Here is a 17187-nt window from a genome sequence, read left to right on the forward strand (position 1 = left end):
ACCAAGCGGCCGCGGGCCCTGCTTCGCCAACCGCCTGTCAGCCTAGCCCAACCGTTTGTCACAAGCGCGTCCCAATCCGTCCCTCCTGCCCCGCCCTCTGTCACCGCAGGATGGCGCGCGGGCAACTGGCTCGGCAGGTGTTGGCGGACATGACAGCAATGGACGAAAGCATGCAAGCAACGGCTTATGTGAGTGGTCGGCGGTACGGACTGGACTGGCTCAGGATCGCGGCGTTCGGCCTCCTCATCATCTATCATATCGGCATGTTCTTCGTGCCCTGGGACTGGCACGTGAAAACTGGCGAACCGGTGGACTGGGTCGCCGTGCCGATGCTCGCGATCAGTCCCTGGCGCCTAGCGCTGCTTTTCCTGATCTCGGGCGTCGCCTCGCGCGTCCTGCTTTCCAAGCTTCAGGATCGAGGCCGCTTTGCGCGCCAGCGTTCGATCCGGCTGCTAATCCCGCTGGCCGCCGGGATGGCGCTGTTCGTGGCACCGCAGGCCTGGGTCGAGCTGCGTGAGACGAGCGGCTACCCGGCCAGCTTCTGGACATTCTGGACGACCGATTATTTCGAGTTGGGTGCAAGTCGCGGGCTCACCCTACCGACCTGGAACCATCTATGGTTCGTCGCCTATCTCTGGGCCTATACGATGATCCTGGGAATTGGTGCACTCGCGCGGCCGGAATGGCGCAAGGTTGCCCAGCGCTGCTTCGAGCGCCTGTTCGGCGGCTGGCGGCTGCTTGCGCTCCCGGTCCTCTGGCTGTTCATCGCGCGGACGCTGCTCTACCCCATCTTCGGCGAGACTCACGCCCTGGTCGACGATCTTTACGCCCATAGCGTCTATGCCTTCGCCTTCTTCTTCGGAGTGGGGCTCGCCCGGTCCGAGGTGCTCTGGACACAGATTGTGAAATGGTGGAAGGTCGCAGCGGTCGCGGCAGTCTTCGCTTATCTGTGGTTCGCGCTTTCCTACATCATCTACGATATCATGATCGATGCGGCGAGGCCGACGCCGACCTCCCTGGTGCTCGCGCGCCTGGCACGCTGCGTTCAGGCCTGGAGTGCGATCCTCGCTCTGCTTGGCGGAGCGCAGCTCTTTCTCCACCATGACGGGCCGGTGCGCCGCTACCTGACCGACGCGATCTTTCCTTATTACATCGCGCACCAGACGATCATCGTACTTGTCGGTCACTGGCTGAAGCCGCTCGAGCTCGGACCAGGCGCGGAGTTCGGCATTCTGCTTGTTGCAACCCTTGCTGGCTGCGCGCTCGCTTACGAACTCGCGCGACGCTCCTCCTGGGCCCGGCCGTTGTTCGGCCTCAAAGTGGGTCGCCAAGCCGCGACAGGGTGGCTGGGACAATTGAACCTGGCATGGCAACCCCACACCCCGAGCAATGCGCCGCAGCGCCGCGGTTAGCCGAAGAATGACAGGGCAAGGCACTCTGACCCCGGCTGGACAGGTCGCCCCCTGCCGTTTGGGGCTATCGTTCAGGCTGAACGACTACCCCTTCCTTCACGCGCCGCGACCCTGCAGCGCGGCGATGCGGGTGCTTGGCCTGTCCGGATGGGGGTCTGCTTCCTGAGGGCTAGGGCGGATCGTTCGAGATTCGCCCGGTGCTTCACAGCATGAGATGCTATTGCCCCGATTTCTCGCGTACCCCGGTCCTTCGCCTTGGCGGTCGGGACGCGCCGGCCCCGAACTGCGGCCGCGGACCTCACAAACACATCAGACGAGATGCCCAGAAGCCAAGGCTTCTAAGCTTGGGGTCGCAGGTCAGAATCCTGCCAAGCGCCAGTTTTCCGCCGTTTTCTGTTACCTGGATCGGGGTCAGGAAACGCATAGGTAGCGTGCGAGCGGCATAGGACGACATCTAACGATACCCTTTATCACGCTGCCGCCGATCGAGCGGATGGTCCACCGACCGTTGCCCCTCGGTTCCAGCGACTCAACAGGGATCGTGTGAACGCATCGGCTGGGTACCAAAGTTCGATCCGGTGCGAGGCGGCATTCACGTCCTGCGGCAAGCCGGGCACGAGCTGAACTGCGTAGAAGCCGACAACGCCGACTGGCGTATCAAAGCACAGGCTCAAACCGGGCGTGCCGGGATCCCTTCCAGGCGGGAGCAACGGTCCGTAGCGGGCCTCAAGCGCTTCGCTGCATTTGACAACGCGCGAGCAAAGGGAGGGACGCACCCAGACCTCCGTCCAGAATTGAGCAAGCAGACTGGAGGCCGCGCGCTCCGGGTTTCGGGCCAAAGACAGCAGACCGGCGGGATCCGCGACGGCGCCTATCATGTCGAACGAGCCGTCCGGCGACCTTGCCGGACCAGCTTCGGGCAGGAGCAGGGAGCAGAGCCGCCGGGCACTGCGGTTCAATCGCCGGCAGATCCAGTCCGGGTCGAAGAGAAGCGCGGGAAGCGGCTCATGCGCCTCAAGCAATGCCGAAAGCGCCTCGAACGTCTCCGGGCCCAGTCGTGCCGGAGCGGGGAGATCAGGCGAAAAGCCTGCGGCCAGCAACGTGGCGTTCCTGACCGATCGTGGAGCGGCGAGAGCGTCGAGGATAGACAGCAACATGCCACGACTGGGACGTGCCCGACCGGTCTCGAGAAAGCCGAGATGGCGCTGCGATACGCCCAGGCGAAGTGCCAACTCAAGCTGGGAAAGGCCACGGGCCGCTCGTGCTGACTTGAGCAGGCCCCCGAGATTTCCGGTTGGCATCGCTTCAGGCGATTCCCCAGGGTCGCCCGAATGCGCAATCACGCGCCCGATATGGGCTTCAAAAGCTGCAAGATCGTGGCGTGGGGAACGCGTCTCCTCATCCATGGGCGCACCGACTCCCGACGACAGGGCTTGACCTGGCGGCTCGCAACGAGCCGCTCGGTGCGATCGTCGCCCCGCGGCGGATGGGCTTGATGCGGCGCGGACATCCGTCCTGCCCGTTCCAGCCAAGTCTCCCTTGCAAGGGGTACCCCGCCCGAACGCTGTTCATCCCGCCAGATCGCCCGTGAACGAACGGTGCCAGTCCCATCACTCCGCCCCATGGTTGTACGCCAGCACCAATCCATTAATATCCGGGTCGCCGTTAGCCTCCCTGCGACGAATGGCGGCTGGGAGCGACAAACGTCGGGTCCATCACCGCGCTTTGCGGTCAGTTGGAAGGCCTATGGAGAAACAGGGAGAGGTCGATCCGCGGACGGCGCTCACGGTGCTGGTGGGCTACTGGACCGCTTTCACCGTCTTGTTTCTGGTCCGGAGCTATACCGAGGATTGGGGGAGCCGGCTGGCGTCGCTCACGCGGCGCGTGCCACTGGCCGTGCTCGGGATCCTGCTCTGCTGGCTGATGGCCCGGCTGCTGGAGCGAGCAAGGCCGACCAGCACTCTGGCACGGCTCGCCTGGGTGCTCGGTCTCAGCATTCCGGCTGCCTGCATTTTCTCCATTGTGAACGCCGCAGCCCTTTACTGGCTTGCGCCGGTGGCCGGGGAGGGCTGCGGCTTCGGTGCTCCTTGCACAGCCACTTTCGCCATCGCGCTGGCGGTGGAATATGCGGTCAACTTCATCTTCGTCTTCGCGGCTTGGGGCCTGCTCTATCTCGGGATGCGCGACGCGGCCACGGCCATAGCCTCCGAACGCCGGGCAAGTCAGGCTCGAGAGGCGGCTCGGCAGGCCGAGCTGCGAGCGCTCCGCTACCAGGTCAATCCACATTTCCTCTTCAACTCGCTCAACGCCCTGTCTGCACTGGTCGATCGAGGCGATTCTGCCGCGGCGCGCGACATGATTGGCGAGATGAGCGCTTTCCTGCGCTATGGGCTCGCGGCCGATCCGGTGGCGGACGTCGAGCTTGCCGACGAGATCGAGATGGAGCGCCGCTATCTGGCGCTGGAGCGCCGGCGTTTCGGCCACAGGCTGTCGGTTCGCATCGACGTCGCTGACGAGGTACGCCGTGCCCGGGTTCCGGCGCTGATCTTGCAGCCGCTGGTCGAGAACGCCATCAAGCATGGCGTCTCGGTGACCTCGGAGCCGGTCAGCGTGGAGATCACGGCCCAGCTATCACCGGCAGGCGAACTGGAGCTGACGGTCGCAGACGACGCCCCGCCACAATCTCGACGCGAAAAGGCCGGTGCCGGCATCGGCCTTCGCAATGTCTCGGAGCGGCTCCAGTCACGGTTCGGCGGCGCTGCCCGTCTTGAGGCGGGCTCCAGCGACCGCGGCTTCAAGGCCGAGCTCTCGATGCCCTTCGAGACCGCGTGACATGGGACTGACCGCGATCATCGTCGACGACGAGCCGCTCGCGGCAGACAATATGAAGCGAATGTGCGGCCGCTCGGGCCGGATCGAGGTTCTCGGCATCGCAGCCAATGCCGCTGCTGCGCTGCGCTTGATCGAGGTCGAGCACCCCCAGGCGGCTTTCATCGACATCGCCATGCCTGGACTGTCCGGCCTCGACATGGTGGCCGCCCTGTCTCAGATCCCCGGTGCACCTCGGGTGGTCCTCGTCACGGCGCATGACAATTTCGCGACCGAGGCCTTCGATCTGTCGGTGGTGGACTATGTCCTCAAACCGGTAGACCCAGAGCGTCTCGGGCGGGCGATCGACAGGCTTGAGTCGGCGATAGGACTTGAAGCAGTCGATCGCAGTCTCCACCGGGACCTATGGGTGCCTCATCGCGGCACGATGAAGCGCCTCCCGGTAGCCGACATTGAACGGATCGAGGCCGAGCAAGACTATGTGCGCTTGCACGTCGCCGACCATTCCTATCTCCTCAGATCCACGTTCGCGGGGCTTCTGGACCGCCTCGGCCCCGACTTTGCCCGCGTCCATCGTTCGCTCGCACTGCCCCTGAATCGGATAAGCGGACTGCGGCATGTCGGAAATGGCGCCTGGGCGGTGATCGATACGGACGGCCGTCCAAGCCCGGTGGGCAGACGCTATCTGGACACGCTGCGGGCGCGAACGGGCTTCCGTTGAAGCGGCGAGTCGCTGCTTCTGAATTGCGGTGCCAGCTTACTAGATAGCTCAAATTCGCTCACGCTGCCGGAATGGTTGCCTGCCTCGGCTCGTGCTTCCAGGCCACCCCTATCACGTGACGCAGCGGCAACCGTCGGCAGCAGACCTTCTTCGAGTATGGCGCCGAGATCTGGTGCTATTGCCTGATGCCGAATCACGTTCACGTTATCGTGGTCCCATCGTGCGCACTCTGGTCAAACGGGCGGGCGAGCTCGGGCTCGCCGTTCTCATCGACAATGCCAAGATCCTTGCAAGCGAGAGCGAAACGCTCTTCAATCTCGCGCTGGCCGAGCCCGGCACGACGTTCATTTTCGCGCATATGGGCGGGATGAACTTTCGCTTCTGGAACGTGCTCAAGGCGGCGCGTACCGCCGAGAACCTGGTCGGCAACAACATCTATTTCGACATTTCTGCGATCGTGACGCTGGCTGCAGACTCCCCGATCGAGGATGAGTTCGTCTGGACGATCCGCAATGTCGGCATCGAGAATGTCCTGCTCGGCTCGGATTATCCCCGATATTCGCTCGAGCAGAACCTGACGCCTTGGACAGGCTTTCCCTTACCGAAACCGAGATGACGAAGATGCGCTATGAGAATGCGCGGCGGCTCTTCGGTCTTTCTCAGGCGCGAGACTAGTAAATCGTCGAAGCCGCCTTCCTTACCTGTCCCTGCGGCAAGACCTGGCTTGAGTTGCGCGTGAGCCTGAGTCCTCGTCACCAAGTGCCTTTGCAACGGTTGCCGGGCAGCGGATAGGCGGCCTCGAGCAACGCGCAGTGGCAGGCCAGCCGCGAGAACTTCACCGCCAGCTGCGCGCCCAAGCAGGCGTCGTGCCGAAGTCCCGTGCTCAGTCGACCGAGCCGCTTGCGATGTGTTAGGGCACGCTCCCGGTGCCATCGCCACGGGTCGAAGCAAGCGCCCGCGCCACGCTCTCGCGCAGCCAAGCGGTGCGCGCAAATCCGCGGTTTGACAGCACGATCAGGATCGCATTGAATTCGGGGAACCGCTGGAAATCGCTGATGAAGCCATTCGTCCCGCCGGTATGTCCGTGGAGTATGACGCCCCCGATATCGGTCACCATCACGCCCAAACCAAAGTGCCTGTTCGCTGGCTGCCGGTCACCGGAAGGGGGCACGACCGGATCGGCGATCATCACGGTCCAGGTTTCCGGGCGGACCAGGCGACCGGTGGAAAGAGACTCATCCAGACGGATGAAATCGTCTGCGGCAGCATGGATCGCTCCTGCCCCAAGCTGGACGAAGGCGTAGTTGATCGCCTGTTCGAGCTGGCCAGGCGCACCATTATATCCGTAGGCCAGTCCGGCCTCGGCAACGAGGTGGGGATGACCAGCAACTATTCGGGGTGCCTCGACACGGGCTGCCGTCATTCCGGCGGGCTTGAAGACCAGTTCTTCGATCAGGACGCCGAAGGGCTTCCCGGCGGCATTGGCGGCGCTGCTTGCAAGCAGCTCGTATCCGAAATTGTTGTAGGCGAACGTGCGGCCGGGCTCGGATGTCAGCCTGCGTTGCGATGGCGTCATCGCGCGCAACGTTGCACGAAGAGCCGTGGGATGATCGAGCGTGAAATTGGCGAAGAGCTGCTCCGTCAGATCGGGAATGCCGGATGTGTGGTTAAGCAGCTGTCGCAGCGTGACGGTGCGCCATTCGCTTGGCAAGCCGGCGATATAAGTGGCGACGGTCGCATCCAGTTGCAGCCTGCCCTGCTCAACTAGGCGCATCACCGTGAGTGCAGTGATCAGCTTGCTTGTGGAATAGATTTTGAACCGAGTATCACGCGTCATCGGCACCGCGTTGATGATGTCCGCCTCGCCGCACACATGCTGCAGCAGGTCGGAACCGGAGCGTCGAACCAGAACTACGCCCGAAAACTGACCCGACGCGCATTGCCGCTCCAATTCCTGCCGCACCGGTTCAAGATCGAGTGCCGCCGAACCTGGTGCAGCAGTCGACACCGCTCCCGCGACCAACAGGCCGTAAACGCTCGCGATCCGCATGACATTCCAGCACATGCCCATGTTCCGCCCGTTCCCCTTTGCTTCGCTTGTGCCCGCCAGGGCCCGGTCGGATAAGGTTGCAGCGTCAAGCACCACAATTACCGGGCAGGTAGTTGCGGCGGATGCGACTACCGCCTCCATGAGCCCGGAGGGACGGCGCGCTGGCCGTGACCAGGAGACCAGTTCGTCGGTCAGGCTCAACTGGAAGGCAATTCACGGCTCAAGACAGGCTGACGATCGACGAGCGCGTCAAATGCGGAGACTGACACGATGCTGCCTACGGCCTGCAATCTTCCCAACTTTTTCGGAGTTACGGCGCCAGTTCACTAATAGTATAAATTCGTTACGCTGCCGGAATGATTCCGCCTTCCTCGCCTGGTGCTCCCGGGCCATCCGTACCATGTGACGCAGCGGGGCAGTCGCCGGCAGCAGACGTTCTTCGAGCAGGCTGACTACGCGCTCTACCGCGATCTCTTGAGCGAGGCGGCCGCCAGGGCCGGCGCCGAGGTCTGGTGCTATTGCCTGATGCCCATCCATGTGCACGTGATCTCGGTTCCATCGGATGAGGAGGCCTTCGGCGGAATTTCGCCGACGCGCATCGGCGCTACACGGGTTTCATCAACGCCCGGCATCGCTGGATCGGTCACCTATGGCAGGGGCGCTTCGGCGCTTCCGTGATGGACGAACTCCATCTTGGTCACGCCATGCGTTACGTCTCACTGGATCCCGTGCGGGCGTGGCTGGTCGAGCGGGCGCAGGACTTTGTCCCGGCAAGTTCAGGGTTGGAGAGAACGATCACTCCGCGCATGGGCCGACGTGCGATCCATGGCGCACCTCGAAGGTTCGAATCGACCACAGCCAGTTGCCCCGTGTGAATTCGACCCACGAGCGGCGGGATTCAGAGCGCGTCAGGTAGATCCGACAGAGTTTACACAACACAGCTAAGTTACTGATCCACAAGGGCGCGAATTTGAGTTAGTTTACAGCGCTTGATGCGGATTTCTGCGGTTTCTACTAGCTTCGGGAGTTCCGGGGACACATCACCTAACTTCTTTGCATCTTCGTTCGGGCTCAGCTCGCCGCCCGCTCCTGCGGCCGGACAGCTTCAACCACAATCTGGCGGACAGCTCGGCCGACCAGAGTATTTGGCTGGCCTATAATCCGGCCTCGCAGGTCCCAGGAGATTCCGGCGCCAGTTTCTAGATACCGAGAAATCGCTACGCTTGCGGAATGGTTCGCCTGCCTCGGCTTGTGCTTCCACGCCAACCTATCACGTGACGCAGCGCGGCAATCGCCGGCAGCACAGGTTCTTCGAGCATGCTGACTAGAACTCTACGGCGATCTGCGGAGCGCGCGCCGGAATTCCCGCGAAGGAACCCGCGGCTGGAGCGCCGCGTCGGAAAAGCTGGATGCCCCGCGTGGATTCGAACCACGATTGACGGAGTCAGAGTCAGTCCCTTCGCCGCAGAATTCCACAGATTTCGCCTAGCATGTTGCATCCATGATGCATCTAGCAAGGGCGCCGGTGCACCGAATTGTGGGTGGAAAGCGGACGTTGGTAGCCTGAGCCACCGAGCCGCGCCGCTCAGGTGGCCATTGCCAAAGTGAGTTTTCGATGCAGCTCTTCGGCAAACTGATTGGCATTCGGGTAAAGGCCGCGGTCCATCCAGGCAGTCGTTTCGTGCTCCTGTCGTGCGTTCTTTAGGACCGGTCCTGTTTCCCCGGCCCAAGCGAATGACGTGAGAAGAATGCGGCTATCCCTTCCCTCTGGATGCTCTAACAGCTTGTTGCGAACGTTGCGGACACCGACAGCCTCGAAGCTCTTCATCCCCGGCAACTCGCGAATGACTGATCTGGTCCTCCCCGCGATCCAGTAAAATGCTTCCGTAAGAGTCTCCATGGGCTCAGAAACGGCTGCGATATATTGGAACATCGCCCCTATTTCCGGCTGCATGTGTTCGCGCCAGCCTTCGGTCGGGATACCGGACCCTAAGAGCGAGCTAGCTTTCGTCAGCACAGCGTCCAATGCGTCGCCATCACTGAGTTTGTCGATCTCTGAGAGTAACCAGATCATTTGTTTTAGTCGTTTACGCGCTTCGACTCCCCACTCGCTGAAGGCGCCGTTGTGAGCTCGGTCGAGCTTGCTACAATATTCGTCGAGCGCCGTGTGGGCACGGTCGAGCGCGCTGATGCAATCTGCTGGTTTCATCTGATGAAGTTGCTCCACTCAGTCAATGTCCGCAAAGGGTCGAAAGCGGACATTCGCTCTAGGGGTAAGTTTCGAGCTGCGCTTCTAGCCCCTCGCTGAGAAGATCGCCTTCGACAGCCGCCGCAACCGCTGCGTCGCGGCTCGCATCGTTGAATAAGTGTCCGTAGGTATCGAACGTCACTTGGATCGAACTATGGCCCATCCAATGCTGGATGCGCTTGGGGCTCACATGTTGCTCGATCCAGAGCGAAGCTGCGGCGTGGCGAAAGTCATGCAGCGTGTATCGTCCGCGCTCTAAAGGCCCTGAACAGTCAGCCACCAGGCCGGCCGCCCGCTGCACCGGATCCAAGAGGTTTAGCGTCATATACCTGTGGCTCATGACTGCGCCGGAGAGCGACGGGAAAACCAGATCGAGGCCCGTCGGCGGGCAGGCAAGCTTCCACTCTCTCAGCAACCGCACCACCAGCGACGCTAGTGGCACTGTGCGATAACCTGACTCGCTCTTAGGCGGGCCAATGGTGTTTCGTTGATCCGCGCGTTGGCGAACGGTGACGGTTGCTTTGCGCAAATCGACGTCGCGCCACGTTAGCCCTCGCAGCTCGGATGCGCGCAGCCCACTGAACATGACCAACGCCACGAGGCTCGCACATGATTTATCCGGGAAGCTCATCGTAGCCCGCGCAAGCCGACGAAGCTCGCGCTTCGTTGGGATAATCACCTTGGCTTCGCGCTTGGATCGTTTCACACGAACGCCAGCACAGACGTTTTGCGCAACCATACCTTTCCGTTGAGCTTCGCCCACAATCGCGGTGAGCGCGCGCATTGCACGGCCGGCCATTGCGCGTGACCGAGTAGCCACAAGCCTATCTCTCAGAGTTTCCGCCAAGGGCTTCGTCAGCTGACTGAGCTTGAGCTTTCCGCACATAGGGACAATGTGAAGCCGAACCTGTTGCTCGTAAGCAGCGATGGTCGTTGGTTCGAGGTCTTCCGCTCGGCAACGGTCGAGCCAAAGCTGAGCGGCTTCCGCAATGGTGACGGATTTTGAGTCAGGGGTGTGGATGCCCTGTTTGACCTCCCATGATGCACCGACGAGCCACGCATCGGCATCTTTCTTGCGCTGGAACTGCTTCGAGCGACGTTCGCCCGCGCCGTCGCGATAATCCACCAACCACGCCATCTTCTTCTCACCAGACGGCGTTTTCCACTCTCGTTTGCGCACCTTTGCCATCGTTAGCTCGCCTCGTCCTCATTGGCCCATTCACCGAACCAGCCAATGAGACTGGCCGCCGTCTGAAGCGGTTCAAGCCCTGCCCTTCGACCAACGAGCTGCGCGATCAGCATCAATCGGGACCCCAGGTCGATGTATGCGCCCGCCGGCTCAAATGCGGGGTCCTCTGTCATTCTTTGGAGGAACTCCGGGCCAGCCCACGTCACGACATAGACACGGTCATCGCTCCATTGAGGGAAGGTAAGGGCAGCCGCTGAAGCGACGACAATCTGGGTTTTCGAGAATGGACAACGCGCCTTCTTAAGCGCCTTCGCGAGGGCCGCTGGCGTTTCAAACTCGAGAAGGATTTTCTGTGCCGCACCCAGGATCCGGCCGGTGCCGTGCTTCACGCCCTTGGCTGCAACTTCCGGTGTAAGTCCGAGGTCGAGCAGATCGAGCGCAACCATCACCTGAATGATTTGCTTCCAGCCATAGGCGGCTTTCTTCCCGCGCCCCGTCCTTGAGCCCTCAGGAAGCTCCATGCGCTGTAGGTGCTGTAAGCGCCCTCTAAACGCCACAGCGCGGTCAGGCGGGATACCGAACCTTTCCGAAAACACGGCCTCCAGCTGGCTAAACGTGAGATCCACAGCACCCTCCCTAGGACAATAACGTTATTGTTCTATTGACAGGCCAGGAAACGGGCGTCAATAGGCCAGCGTCACGAGAACGGTAACATTATTATTTGTTGAAGGAGCAACCATGCATACCCATCGAAGGCGCATCCAGCGCTGCTGCATTCACCGGACTGACACGGCGCAAGATCTATCGAATGGCCGAGCAGGGCCACGTCCCCGTGATTCGCAAGGGCCGACGCCTCTACTTCCGCAAGTCGGAACTGGAGCGTGCCTTCCAAGCTGAGGGACAGCCGAGGTGAACAGACCAGATAGCTGGGCTGCGATTGCGGCGTTCGAAGCCATGTCACACGAGGCGAAGTCCTTCCATTGGGCGAAGGACAAGCCGTGGATGTTTAGGGGCCAGGTAGTCAGGCTACCACGATGCCCAGAAATCGATCCCCAGAAAGTTCTGGTAGATCGATCCACGGGCGACATCTGGCGAATGCCCGAGCTTGGCGGTCGACCGTGCTTCGGACAGGTTACCGCGTTTGTGCGCCATGGAGAGTGGAAGCACCTCATAATCCGAGGCCATCCTCGAACGACCCGTTGTATGCGATGCAATGCTCGTGAGGCGTGTAAGAAAGTAGTTCGCGCGCGGATCAGGTCTTCCAAGGTGGTCTTTGATGCTCACGGCGCTTTCATGGGCCATGGCGGTGTCCATGGTCTCGAAAACCCGCGCGAGTTCGGCCGCGCGCGGAGCTATTGGACTCGCTTCGTCCAGGCAGTCGTCGACCATGGGCCATGGGCGAGCTGCAACGACGGCTATGCACGCTCATGGGTAGAATTCCAGATCGTCGAACAACGACGCAAGGATCGGGAGCGCAAAGCGGCCCAGAGGAGAAAGAAGATTCAGGCAGGAGAACTGGACCCCGAATTCATCGCCGGCATGAAAGCGCAAGCGATGCACAGGGCAAATCTCTTGAAGCAGGCACTCGGCAGACCCGACGCTCCGCGGTGTATCAGGCAGATGCCCGCTTCAAAGGTTAGGATCACCGCCGACGTGTGGATGGCGGATCGCCTCCTTCGTATTCGGGGAGACAATCCGAACGCCTCGAGCATTGCGACCTTGATGATCGACCTTGGCTGCCATCATGGGAAAGCTCACAACCCGCTACGTCAGCGGGTCGCAACCGATCTCCGCCGAATCCGTGTGCTGGAAGCCTTTGGACCAGACGGTTCCCCCCCAATCTGGCCAGTGTTTAAGCTTGAAGACGCGCTGCCGTATGACATCTGACCCCCTACACAACTTGGCTGTCGCAGCGCGATGTCGAGGCACCTGATCGGCACCTTCCTCCCTACATGTGGAGCCTCGCCCGTCACTGACGTACGATCAACGCCGGGGAGATAATTGTTTCAATCCAAAGGTTAAACCCCCTACCGATGGCGTCCATGAAGACCGCAAGTTTCTCTTAGAAGAAACTTACCCGACCTCGCTCGAGAGCGAGGATCGGGGTGGAGGGTGAATACTATTTTCCTCTCGGCGTGCACCTGCGGCGTGCTGGATCAAGTGGTACCGGCGTCATCCCATCACCAAGCTAGCGAATGCCACCCGCGGTGCTCGCTACAGAATCACGGTCGTAAAACATCGATGAGGGAGTTTTGCATCGGCTGTATCGTCTCATCAGCGATGCACCTTGCTTTGTCCTCGATAGGAAAGCATGACGAAGCGTCCAGCTCCCTGATCCTGTACCACTCTGAACGAATGCTTCCCAGTTTCGGATCTGAGGGATTACGATGTCCAACCTGACGCGCATGATTGGCTGACCGGGAGCTCACAGGCGTGCATCGCCAGGGCTCACGCAGCTGAAGCAGCGGGCCCTGTCTCGAAGCGCTCAACAGCGCCCACCGTCAGCCTGCCGACACGGTTTACAGGTTGTTGTCGATTCGTTGACGGGATCAAACCTTTTTAGCGCCTAACGGTAGATCTTCAGAAGAAGCGCCGATCTCGGACTTGTTCAGGAAACTAGCCGTTCGTTCGGGTTATCGCGTCGGCGGCGAAAACCTCCGCAGAAAATTCTCTGCCCTACATGTGCGGAACGCAAAGGCCGGCGATCGCAAGGCTTTACGGTATCAAACGAAGATCAATGCGGTTGACCACGTCAACTATCAGCGTGCGCATCGACCGTTGAACCATCCTGGTTGAGCCGGACATGGGAAGGGCTCCCGGCTGCTATCAACTATTGGTCGGGGCGACCGAGCTGTGCACGGCTAGGCTCCCACGGATCAGGCGATGTATGGTTCTTAGTGCCGTCATAGGCCGGGAGGGCTTTCCCGCGCTGAGACGTGATAAGCCTTCCTCATGTGTCGAACGCCCCGGATACGGCTGAGCCCCGACCTAAGGGGCTAGGCGCCCGGCCAACAGGCACCTAGCCCCCGTACCTCGCTTTCGCTCGGCGGCCCGAACCTGCCGCAACGCGGCGGACCACTCAACTCGTCTCAAGTATTTCAGCCGACCTTCACGATGCCACCCGCATGCCATCACAGTGCATGCAACAGCTGACCTCATCGTCAACGAGCAAATGAGGTCACACAATGAAACTGTTCAATGCCCAGATAGCCCTCACCGGAGAGGAGCTCTGCGTCGTCGCCCAAACCCCAACTCATGCAGCAGAAGTGCTAGTCACCTTTTGGATAGCCAGGACCGGCGATGCGCCCGGTGAGTTCAGCATCGGGATCGGCGCACCATCAGTCTTCAAAAACCATCCACTCGTGCAGGACATTGCCGAGGGCTTAGTCTCCGGCGTCATCGTGCGCCAGCTGGACGGTTCGATGGTCTTCGAGCCGGCGTTTGGATAAACGCGATGCCTCCGAACAAGTCCAAGCCTTCGCGCCGGCGGGCTATTTACAAGGCGTACCGCGTCACCAGTCCCGATCACCGCTCGAAGATCGTCTTTGCCGAAGACATAGAGAGCGCTGTCCGTGTGATCCTGGACTGGCGAACTGTGAACGGAATCCCTGAGGATGTGCCACTCACGATCGATCCCAGCTGGGCCAAGAGCCTGACCGGCGTCGCCCGCGAGCATATCAACGCGGCATGCGGCTGGTGTAGCTGGCCTGGCATCGGTGCGTACTACAGGGCTGATGCCGGATGGGGAATTGAGCGTCCCTGCGACGAGCGGAACCGGTCACCCTGAAAGTGCGAAAAACCTCGCTCCCGCTGCTGTGGTTGCGCTTAGGCGCAGGGCGATAATGCGGAGCATTCGGCACAAGGATTGGGCAGACGCGGACAGCTTAGGTTGAAAGCTGCCTGAAATAGCTACGGCACTGGTGGAACACTACCGTCCAGATGTGGCGACTTGCCATCGATTGTGTCGAGGTTGGGGGTCGCATCGTGCAGGTGGCAAATCAGCGTCGCTTCCGCTCGCACCAGTAGCGCGGCGCGTTGGCCCGCTGGTGCATCAGCATGTCGGCAACCGCATGGCAGCTTTCTCGGTTGAACTCGCCCGCTGCGGTGCCGTCAAACGTGGCTGTCTGCACGTTACTCGGTCCGTCCGCGCGATAGAGGATCCACGGCTCAGACCGCGAAACGGAGGCAAGCCCATCGCTCGGCGCGGCTTGATTCCGCAGCACACCATTCAGTGCGGCACCCGATCCGGTGATAAACAGCGCAAGTGCAGCGACTACTAACAAAATGCCGGCCAACTCGAATCCAACTGCCAAGTTTTGCCTGCCGGCATATGAGCCAGATTGGCTGAAATAGCCGCTAATCGTGGCGGCTAACGTCGCTGCCAAGCCGCCCGCAAACGAAGCGAAGGCCCACCACAGCAATGTGGTATCGAACTCGGATCCGGTGTTGCCAATGAACGTGAACAGCGCGACGATTGCGCCGCCGTTGGCGATGGTAAGACCTCGCAGAATAGCGAATGCGTAGTCGTTGGCGAGTTTCAGATGCTGATCTTCGACGTCCAACTGTCAACTCACTTTCACAAGTGCCGCCCGGCCATCGGCCCCGCGCGCGAACCGAGCCGGTGTCGGGAGAACGGAACGGCTGGCCGGACTATTCGCCTCTGACATACTAGTGGCGGATGTGCTGCGCCTTGTCGATCCGTTCGGATGGCTGGCGGGGAAGGTAGACGTCCTCAGAAGGGGATACCTTATCCGGCCCGTGCCTGCCCCCGTGCCAGCGCCGACGCGCTATAAGTGCACTTCGCATCTCATTAGCCGACGGAGGACCCCCCGCTCCGCACAAGAGAACTTCGCCAGAGTTCGGTGCCGTCCCCCGCCAAGCCAAGTCGGCTCAATTCCTGGACCACCTCAAGCGCACAATCTATGGCTGCCGCGCTCGCGTCATCGCGCAACCCGCGCCGTTGCTTGTTGATGAGGGGAGCGCCCGCAAAGGCGGCGCTCGAGATGAGCAGGCACTCAACCTCTTCGATCAGCGTGCTCGCCGCCTCCGTTGCAACAAGGAGAAGGTGGCTCGTCTTTCGGAGGAGCCGCGCAACCTGCAAATGGCTGTCGACATAGTTTGAACCGGTCCCCGGCAGCGCCGTCACGAGCCGCGCTTCGATGACGCGGCGTTGCTCGTCTTCTGGCAAGCCATCGAGCTGAATGTCCAAGCAATTGTCGTCCTTAAACCTATCCGCAATCCTCCTGGCTATAGGTCGCCGAGAGGTTTTCGCGATGCCGATGTATCTAAGGCCATTCAGGTCATCCGTGACACTCAGATCCGCGAAAACATACCAGCCGGCGAAGCCACCGACCGGCTGTGGCACATGCTTCAACGCGAGCGCCTGCATCAGCCGGCGTGCACGCTTCGCTCCCTGCTGATCTCGCTGGGCGACGCTCTCATCCCACAACCTGAAGCCCGATCGAAACTGCTCTCGCATTTGGCGGATGCCAATGGCTCCGCTGGCGGTGATACCCATCTGATATGAACCTCTGGGCGCCGCTTTCATGCGGCCGCGGTCAATCCAAGCGACAGCTTGCGATGCAGCACACGGTGGCAGCTCGCGCAGAGGCATTTCAAATCCTCGGTAACGGTAATGTGGCCTGCTTCCATGTTTGCGACGTGCACCCGGTGATGGTGAACCTCAATGCACGCGGGGCCGGCCTCCGCGCCGTATCTCTCGACGGGGTCTAACTTGCAGTCTTCGCAGAAGAGCCGACCGTGTTTCTCGATGAACTCTGCCCGCTTTTGCTTGGCAAGGCCCGGCTGTCGCTCGCGCTTTAGGTGAGAGGCGATCTTCGGGTTCCCCTCAATCCACGATCGCTCTTCCTCGGTCGGGGTGAGGCCTGCCGTTTCTGAGTCGATCTTCGACGGTGAAGGCTTCGGTCGAGGGTCGGCCCCGGTTTTCGGTACGATCCACAGCCCGGCAGCTTCGAGCAGGTCGAAACAAACCTGGCTCCAGCCCGCGCTGAAATGACCTGGATAGGTCTCGATTCCCAGTGCCTCTTCGAGAGCGAGCCCAAACACCTTCTTGGGCGCTAGCGATGTGCCGTCATCGGTCAGCGCATCGTATTCACGCGATTCGGCAAAGTTCGGAGCGTCCTCGCCTGCTAGCAAACGAGCGACGGCTCTGTGAATGTGGGCGCTAGTCACCTGCCGCAGCCGTGAGGCCGGGAGTCGCTTTACGGAGGTGCCCCGAGCATCACCCTTCAGAACGCTGAGGACATGCGTGGAGCTTGTGCCTGGGGTGGTGATGAGCAAGCGCCGCCACGCTCCATGACTGGAGCTGCCAGCGTTCATGGCTTGGACGAGTTGACCGAAGCGCTGCGAAACCGGAGCGCGATGATCAAACGCTAGGCGGCGTTGCGCTAGCGGGCGGTGTTGGACTGGACGGCTATCGAGATAGATCTCGTAGCAAATGTGCGATTGATCCAGGCGCTCCATGATGAGCTCCAGCGCCTGGCGGTAATCGCGATTGCGATCGAGGCCGCTTCTGCTGTGCACATTGATCCCGCCGGATCCCACCTCCACGGTCTGGTTCAGCGGGGAGCCTTCGGAGGTGAAGAGAGTTACACGGGTGCTCATTCGGCAAGATGATCACTTGGCGGTTTCATTGTCCAGACCACCTGAGCGCATCCCGATTCCAGCTTGCTCTCTGATGCGCGATTTGTTCACTTCAGGGTGTCGCTCTCAGCGCAT

At 61.1% G+C, this 17187-nt stretch carries 17 protein-coding genes; 9 read left to right on the forward strand and 8 right to left on the reverse strand.

The genetic code is table 11. The annotated features are described in order from the left end of the window. Positions 1-170 precede the first annotated feature (170 nt). Positions 171-1412: an acyltransferase family protein gene (locus tag ACRYLT_RS02745; protein ID WP_482662580.1), complete on the forward strand. Its 1242-nt coding sequence runs from the start codon at positions 171-173 to the stop codon at positions 1410-1412. A gap of 470 nt (positions 1413-1882) precedes the next feature. On the opposite strand, the gene ACRYLT_RS02750 is transcribed toward ACRYLT_RS02745, so the two are convergent. After that, complete coding sequence (locus ACRYLT_RS02750; RefSeq protein WP_482662581.1) at positions 1883-2818, reverse strand: helix-turn-helix domain-containing protein; 936 nt, start codon at positions 2816-2818, stop codon at positions 1883-1885. Positions 2819-3158: 340 nt separating this feature from the next. Here ACRYLT_RS02750 and ACRYLT_RS02755 point away from each other — a divergent pair, with 340 nt between their 5' ends. From ACRYLT_RS02755 to ACRYLT_RS02765, 3 genes are all read left to right on the forward strand, one after another. Next, on the forward strand, positions 3159-4244 hold the full coding sequence (locus ACRYLT_RS02755) for a sensor histidine kinase (protein WP_482662582.1): 1086 nt from the start codon (positions 3159-3161) through the stop codon (positions 4242-4244). Position 4245: 1 nt separating this feature from the next. Continuing rightward, positions 4246-4962: a LytR/AlgR family response regulator transcription factor gene (locus ACRYLT_RS02760; protein ID WP_482662583.1), complete on the forward strand. Its 717-nt coding sequence runs from the start codon at positions 4246-4248 to the stop codon at positions 4960-4962. A gap of 172 nt (positions 4963-5134) precedes the next feature. After that, complete coding sequence (locus tag ACRYLT_RS02765; RefSeq protein ID WP_482662584.1) at positions 5135-5578, forward strand: amidohydrolase family protein; 444 nt, start codon at positions 5135-5137, stop codon at positions 5576-5578. 294 nt (positions 5579-5872) lie between these two features. Here ACRYLT_RS02765 and ACRYLT_RS02770 read toward each other — a convergent pair whose 3' ends face one another. Then, positions 5873-7213 carry a serine hydrolase domain-containing protein gene (locus ACRYLT_RS02770; RefSeq protein ID WP_482662585.1) on the reverse strand — a complete coding sequence of 447 codons (1341 nt, stop codon included), beginning with the start codon at positions 7211-7213 and terminating at the stop codon, positions 5873-5875. A 201-nt stretch (positions 7214-7414) separates the two neighbouring features. Between ACRYLT_RS02770 and ACRYLT_RS02775 the strand changes: the two genes are divergently transcribed. Further along, a complete protein-coding gene (locus tag ACRYLT_RS02775; RefSeq protein WP_482662586.1) occupies positions 7415-7690 on the forward strand; it encodes a hypothetical protein in 276 nt (91 codons plus the stop codon). Between the two features lie 907 nt (positions 7691-8597). Here the strand turns inward: ACRYLT_RS02775 and ACRYLT_RS02780 are convergent. The 3 genes from ACRYLT_RS02780 to ACRYLT_RS02790 are packed head-to-tail and all read right to left on the reverse strand — an operon-like array spanning position 8598 to position 11075. After that, on the reverse strand, positions 8598-9221 hold the full coding sequence (locus ACRYLT_RS02780) for a hypothetical protein (RefSeq protein ID WP_482662587.1): 624 nt from the start codon (positions 9219-9221) through the stop codon (positions 8598-8600). A 58-nt stretch (positions 9222-9279) separates the two neighbouring features. Continuing rightward, positions 9280-10449 (reverse strand): tyrosine-type recombinase/integrase, encoded by a 1170-nt coding sequence (locus ACRYLT_RS02785; RefSeq protein WP_482662588.1) that lies wholly within the window; start codon positions 10447-10449, stop codon positions 9280-9282. A 2-nt stretch (positions 10450-10451) separates the two neighbouring features. Continuing rightward, positions 10452-11075, reverse strand: a complete 624-nt coding sequence (locus ACRYLT_RS02790) for a hypothetical protein (protein WP_482662589.1) — start codon at positions 11073-11075, stop codon at positions 10452-10454. 98 nt (positions 11076-11173) lie between these two features. Between ACRYLT_RS02790 and ACRYLT_RS02795 the strand changes: the two genes are divergently transcribed. The 4 genes from ACRYLT_RS02795 to ACRYLT_RS02810 all read left to right on the forward strand — a co-directional run bounded on the left by ACRYLT_RS02795 (position 11174) and on the right by ACRYLT_RS02810 (position 14236). After that, positions 11174-11362, forward strand: coding sequence for a helix-turn-helix domain-containing protein (locus ACRYLT_RS02795; RefSeq protein WP_482662590.1), 189 nt, complete (start codon positions 11174-11176; stop codon positions 11360-11362). A 353-nt stretch (positions 11363-11715) separates the two neighbouring features. Continuing rightward, the gene (locus ACRYLT_RS02800; protein ID WP_482662591.1) at positions 11716-12336 is read left to right on the forward strand and encodes a hypothetical protein; all 621 of its coding nucleotides are present in this window, start codon (positions 11716-11718) and stop codon (positions 12334-12336) included. A gap of 1298 nt (positions 12337-13634) precedes the next feature. Next, entirely contained in the window at positions 13635-13898 is a 264-nt protein-coding gene (locus ACRYLT_RS02805) for a hypothetical protein (RefSeq protein ID WP_482662592.1), read from the forward strand. 5 nt (positions 13899-13903) lie between these two features. Further along, entirely contained in the window at positions 13904-14236 is a 333-nt protein-coding gene (locus tag ACRYLT_RS02810) for a hypothetical protein (protein WP_482662593.1), read from the forward strand. Positions 14237-14447: 211 nt separating this feature from the next. On the opposite strand, the gene ACRYLT_RS02815 is transcribed toward ACRYLT_RS02810, so the two are convergent. From ACRYLT_RS02815 to ACRYLT_RS02825, 3 genes are all read right to left on the reverse strand, one after another. Then, the gene (locus ACRYLT_RS02815) at positions 14448-15011 is read right to left on the reverse strand and encodes a hypothetical protein (protein ID WP_482662594.1); all 564 of its coding nucleotides are present in this window, start codon (positions 15009-15011) and stop codon (positions 14448-14450) included. Positions 15012-15259: 248 nt separating this feature from the next. After that, positions 15260-15967, reverse strand: coding sequence for a hypothetical protein (locus ACRYLT_RS02820; protein ID WP_482662595.1), 708 nt, complete (start codon positions 15965-15967; stop codon positions 15260-15262). Between the two features lie 26 nt (positions 15968-15993). Continuing rightward, the gene (locus ACRYLT_RS02825; RefSeq protein WP_482662596.1) at positions 15994-17073 is read right to left on the reverse strand and encodes an HNH endonuclease; all 1080 of its coding nucleotides are present in this window, start codon (positions 17071-17073) and stop codon (positions 15994-15996) included. Positions 17074-17187: the final 114 nt, after the last annotated feature.

Source organism: Sphingosinicella sp. SM1-17, assembly GCF_056821765.1.

Coding starts and splice junctions, on each gene's coding strand:
- ACRYLT_RS02745 (WP_482662580.1), top strand. CDS start 171: ATGCAAGCAACGGCTTATGTGAGTGGTCGGCGGTACGGACTGGACTGG.
- ACRYLT_RS02755 (WP_482662582.1), top strand. CDS start 3,159: ATGGAGAAACAGGGAGAGGTCGATCCGCGGACGGCGCTCACGGTGCTG.
- ACRYLT_RS02785 (WP_482662588.1), bottom strand. CDS start 10,449: ATGGCAAAGGTGCGCAAACGAGAGTGGAAAACGCCGTCTGGTGAGAAG.
- ACRYLT_RS02780 (WP_482662587.1), bottom strand. CDS start 9,221: ATGAAACCAGCAGATTGCATCAGCGCGCTCGACCGTGCCCACACGGCG.
- ACRYLT_RS02805 (WP_482662592.1), top strand. CDS start 13,635: ATGAAACTGTTCAATGCCCAGATAGCCCTCACCGGAGAGGAGCTCTGC.
- ACRYLT_RS02825 (WP_482662596.1), bottom strand. CDS start 17,073: ATGAGCACCCGTGTAACTCTCTTCACCTCCGAAGGCTCCCCGCTGAAC.
- ACRYLT_RS02810 (WP_482662593.1), top strand. CDS start 13,904: ATGCCTCCGAACAAGTCCAAGCCTTCGCGCCGGCGGGCTATTTACAAG.
- ACRYLT_RS02750 (WP_482662581.1), bottom strand. CDS start 2,818: ATGGATGAGGAGACGCGTTCCCCACGCCACGATCTTGCAGCTTTTGAA.
- ACRYLT_RS02760 (WP_482662583.1), top strand. CDS start 4,246: ATGGGACTGACCGCGATCATCGTCGACGACGAGCCGCTCGCGGCAGAC.
- ACRYLT_RS02820 (WP_482662595.1), bottom strand. CDS start 15,967: ATGGGTATCACCGCCAGCGGAGCCATTGGCATCCGCCAAATGCGAGAG.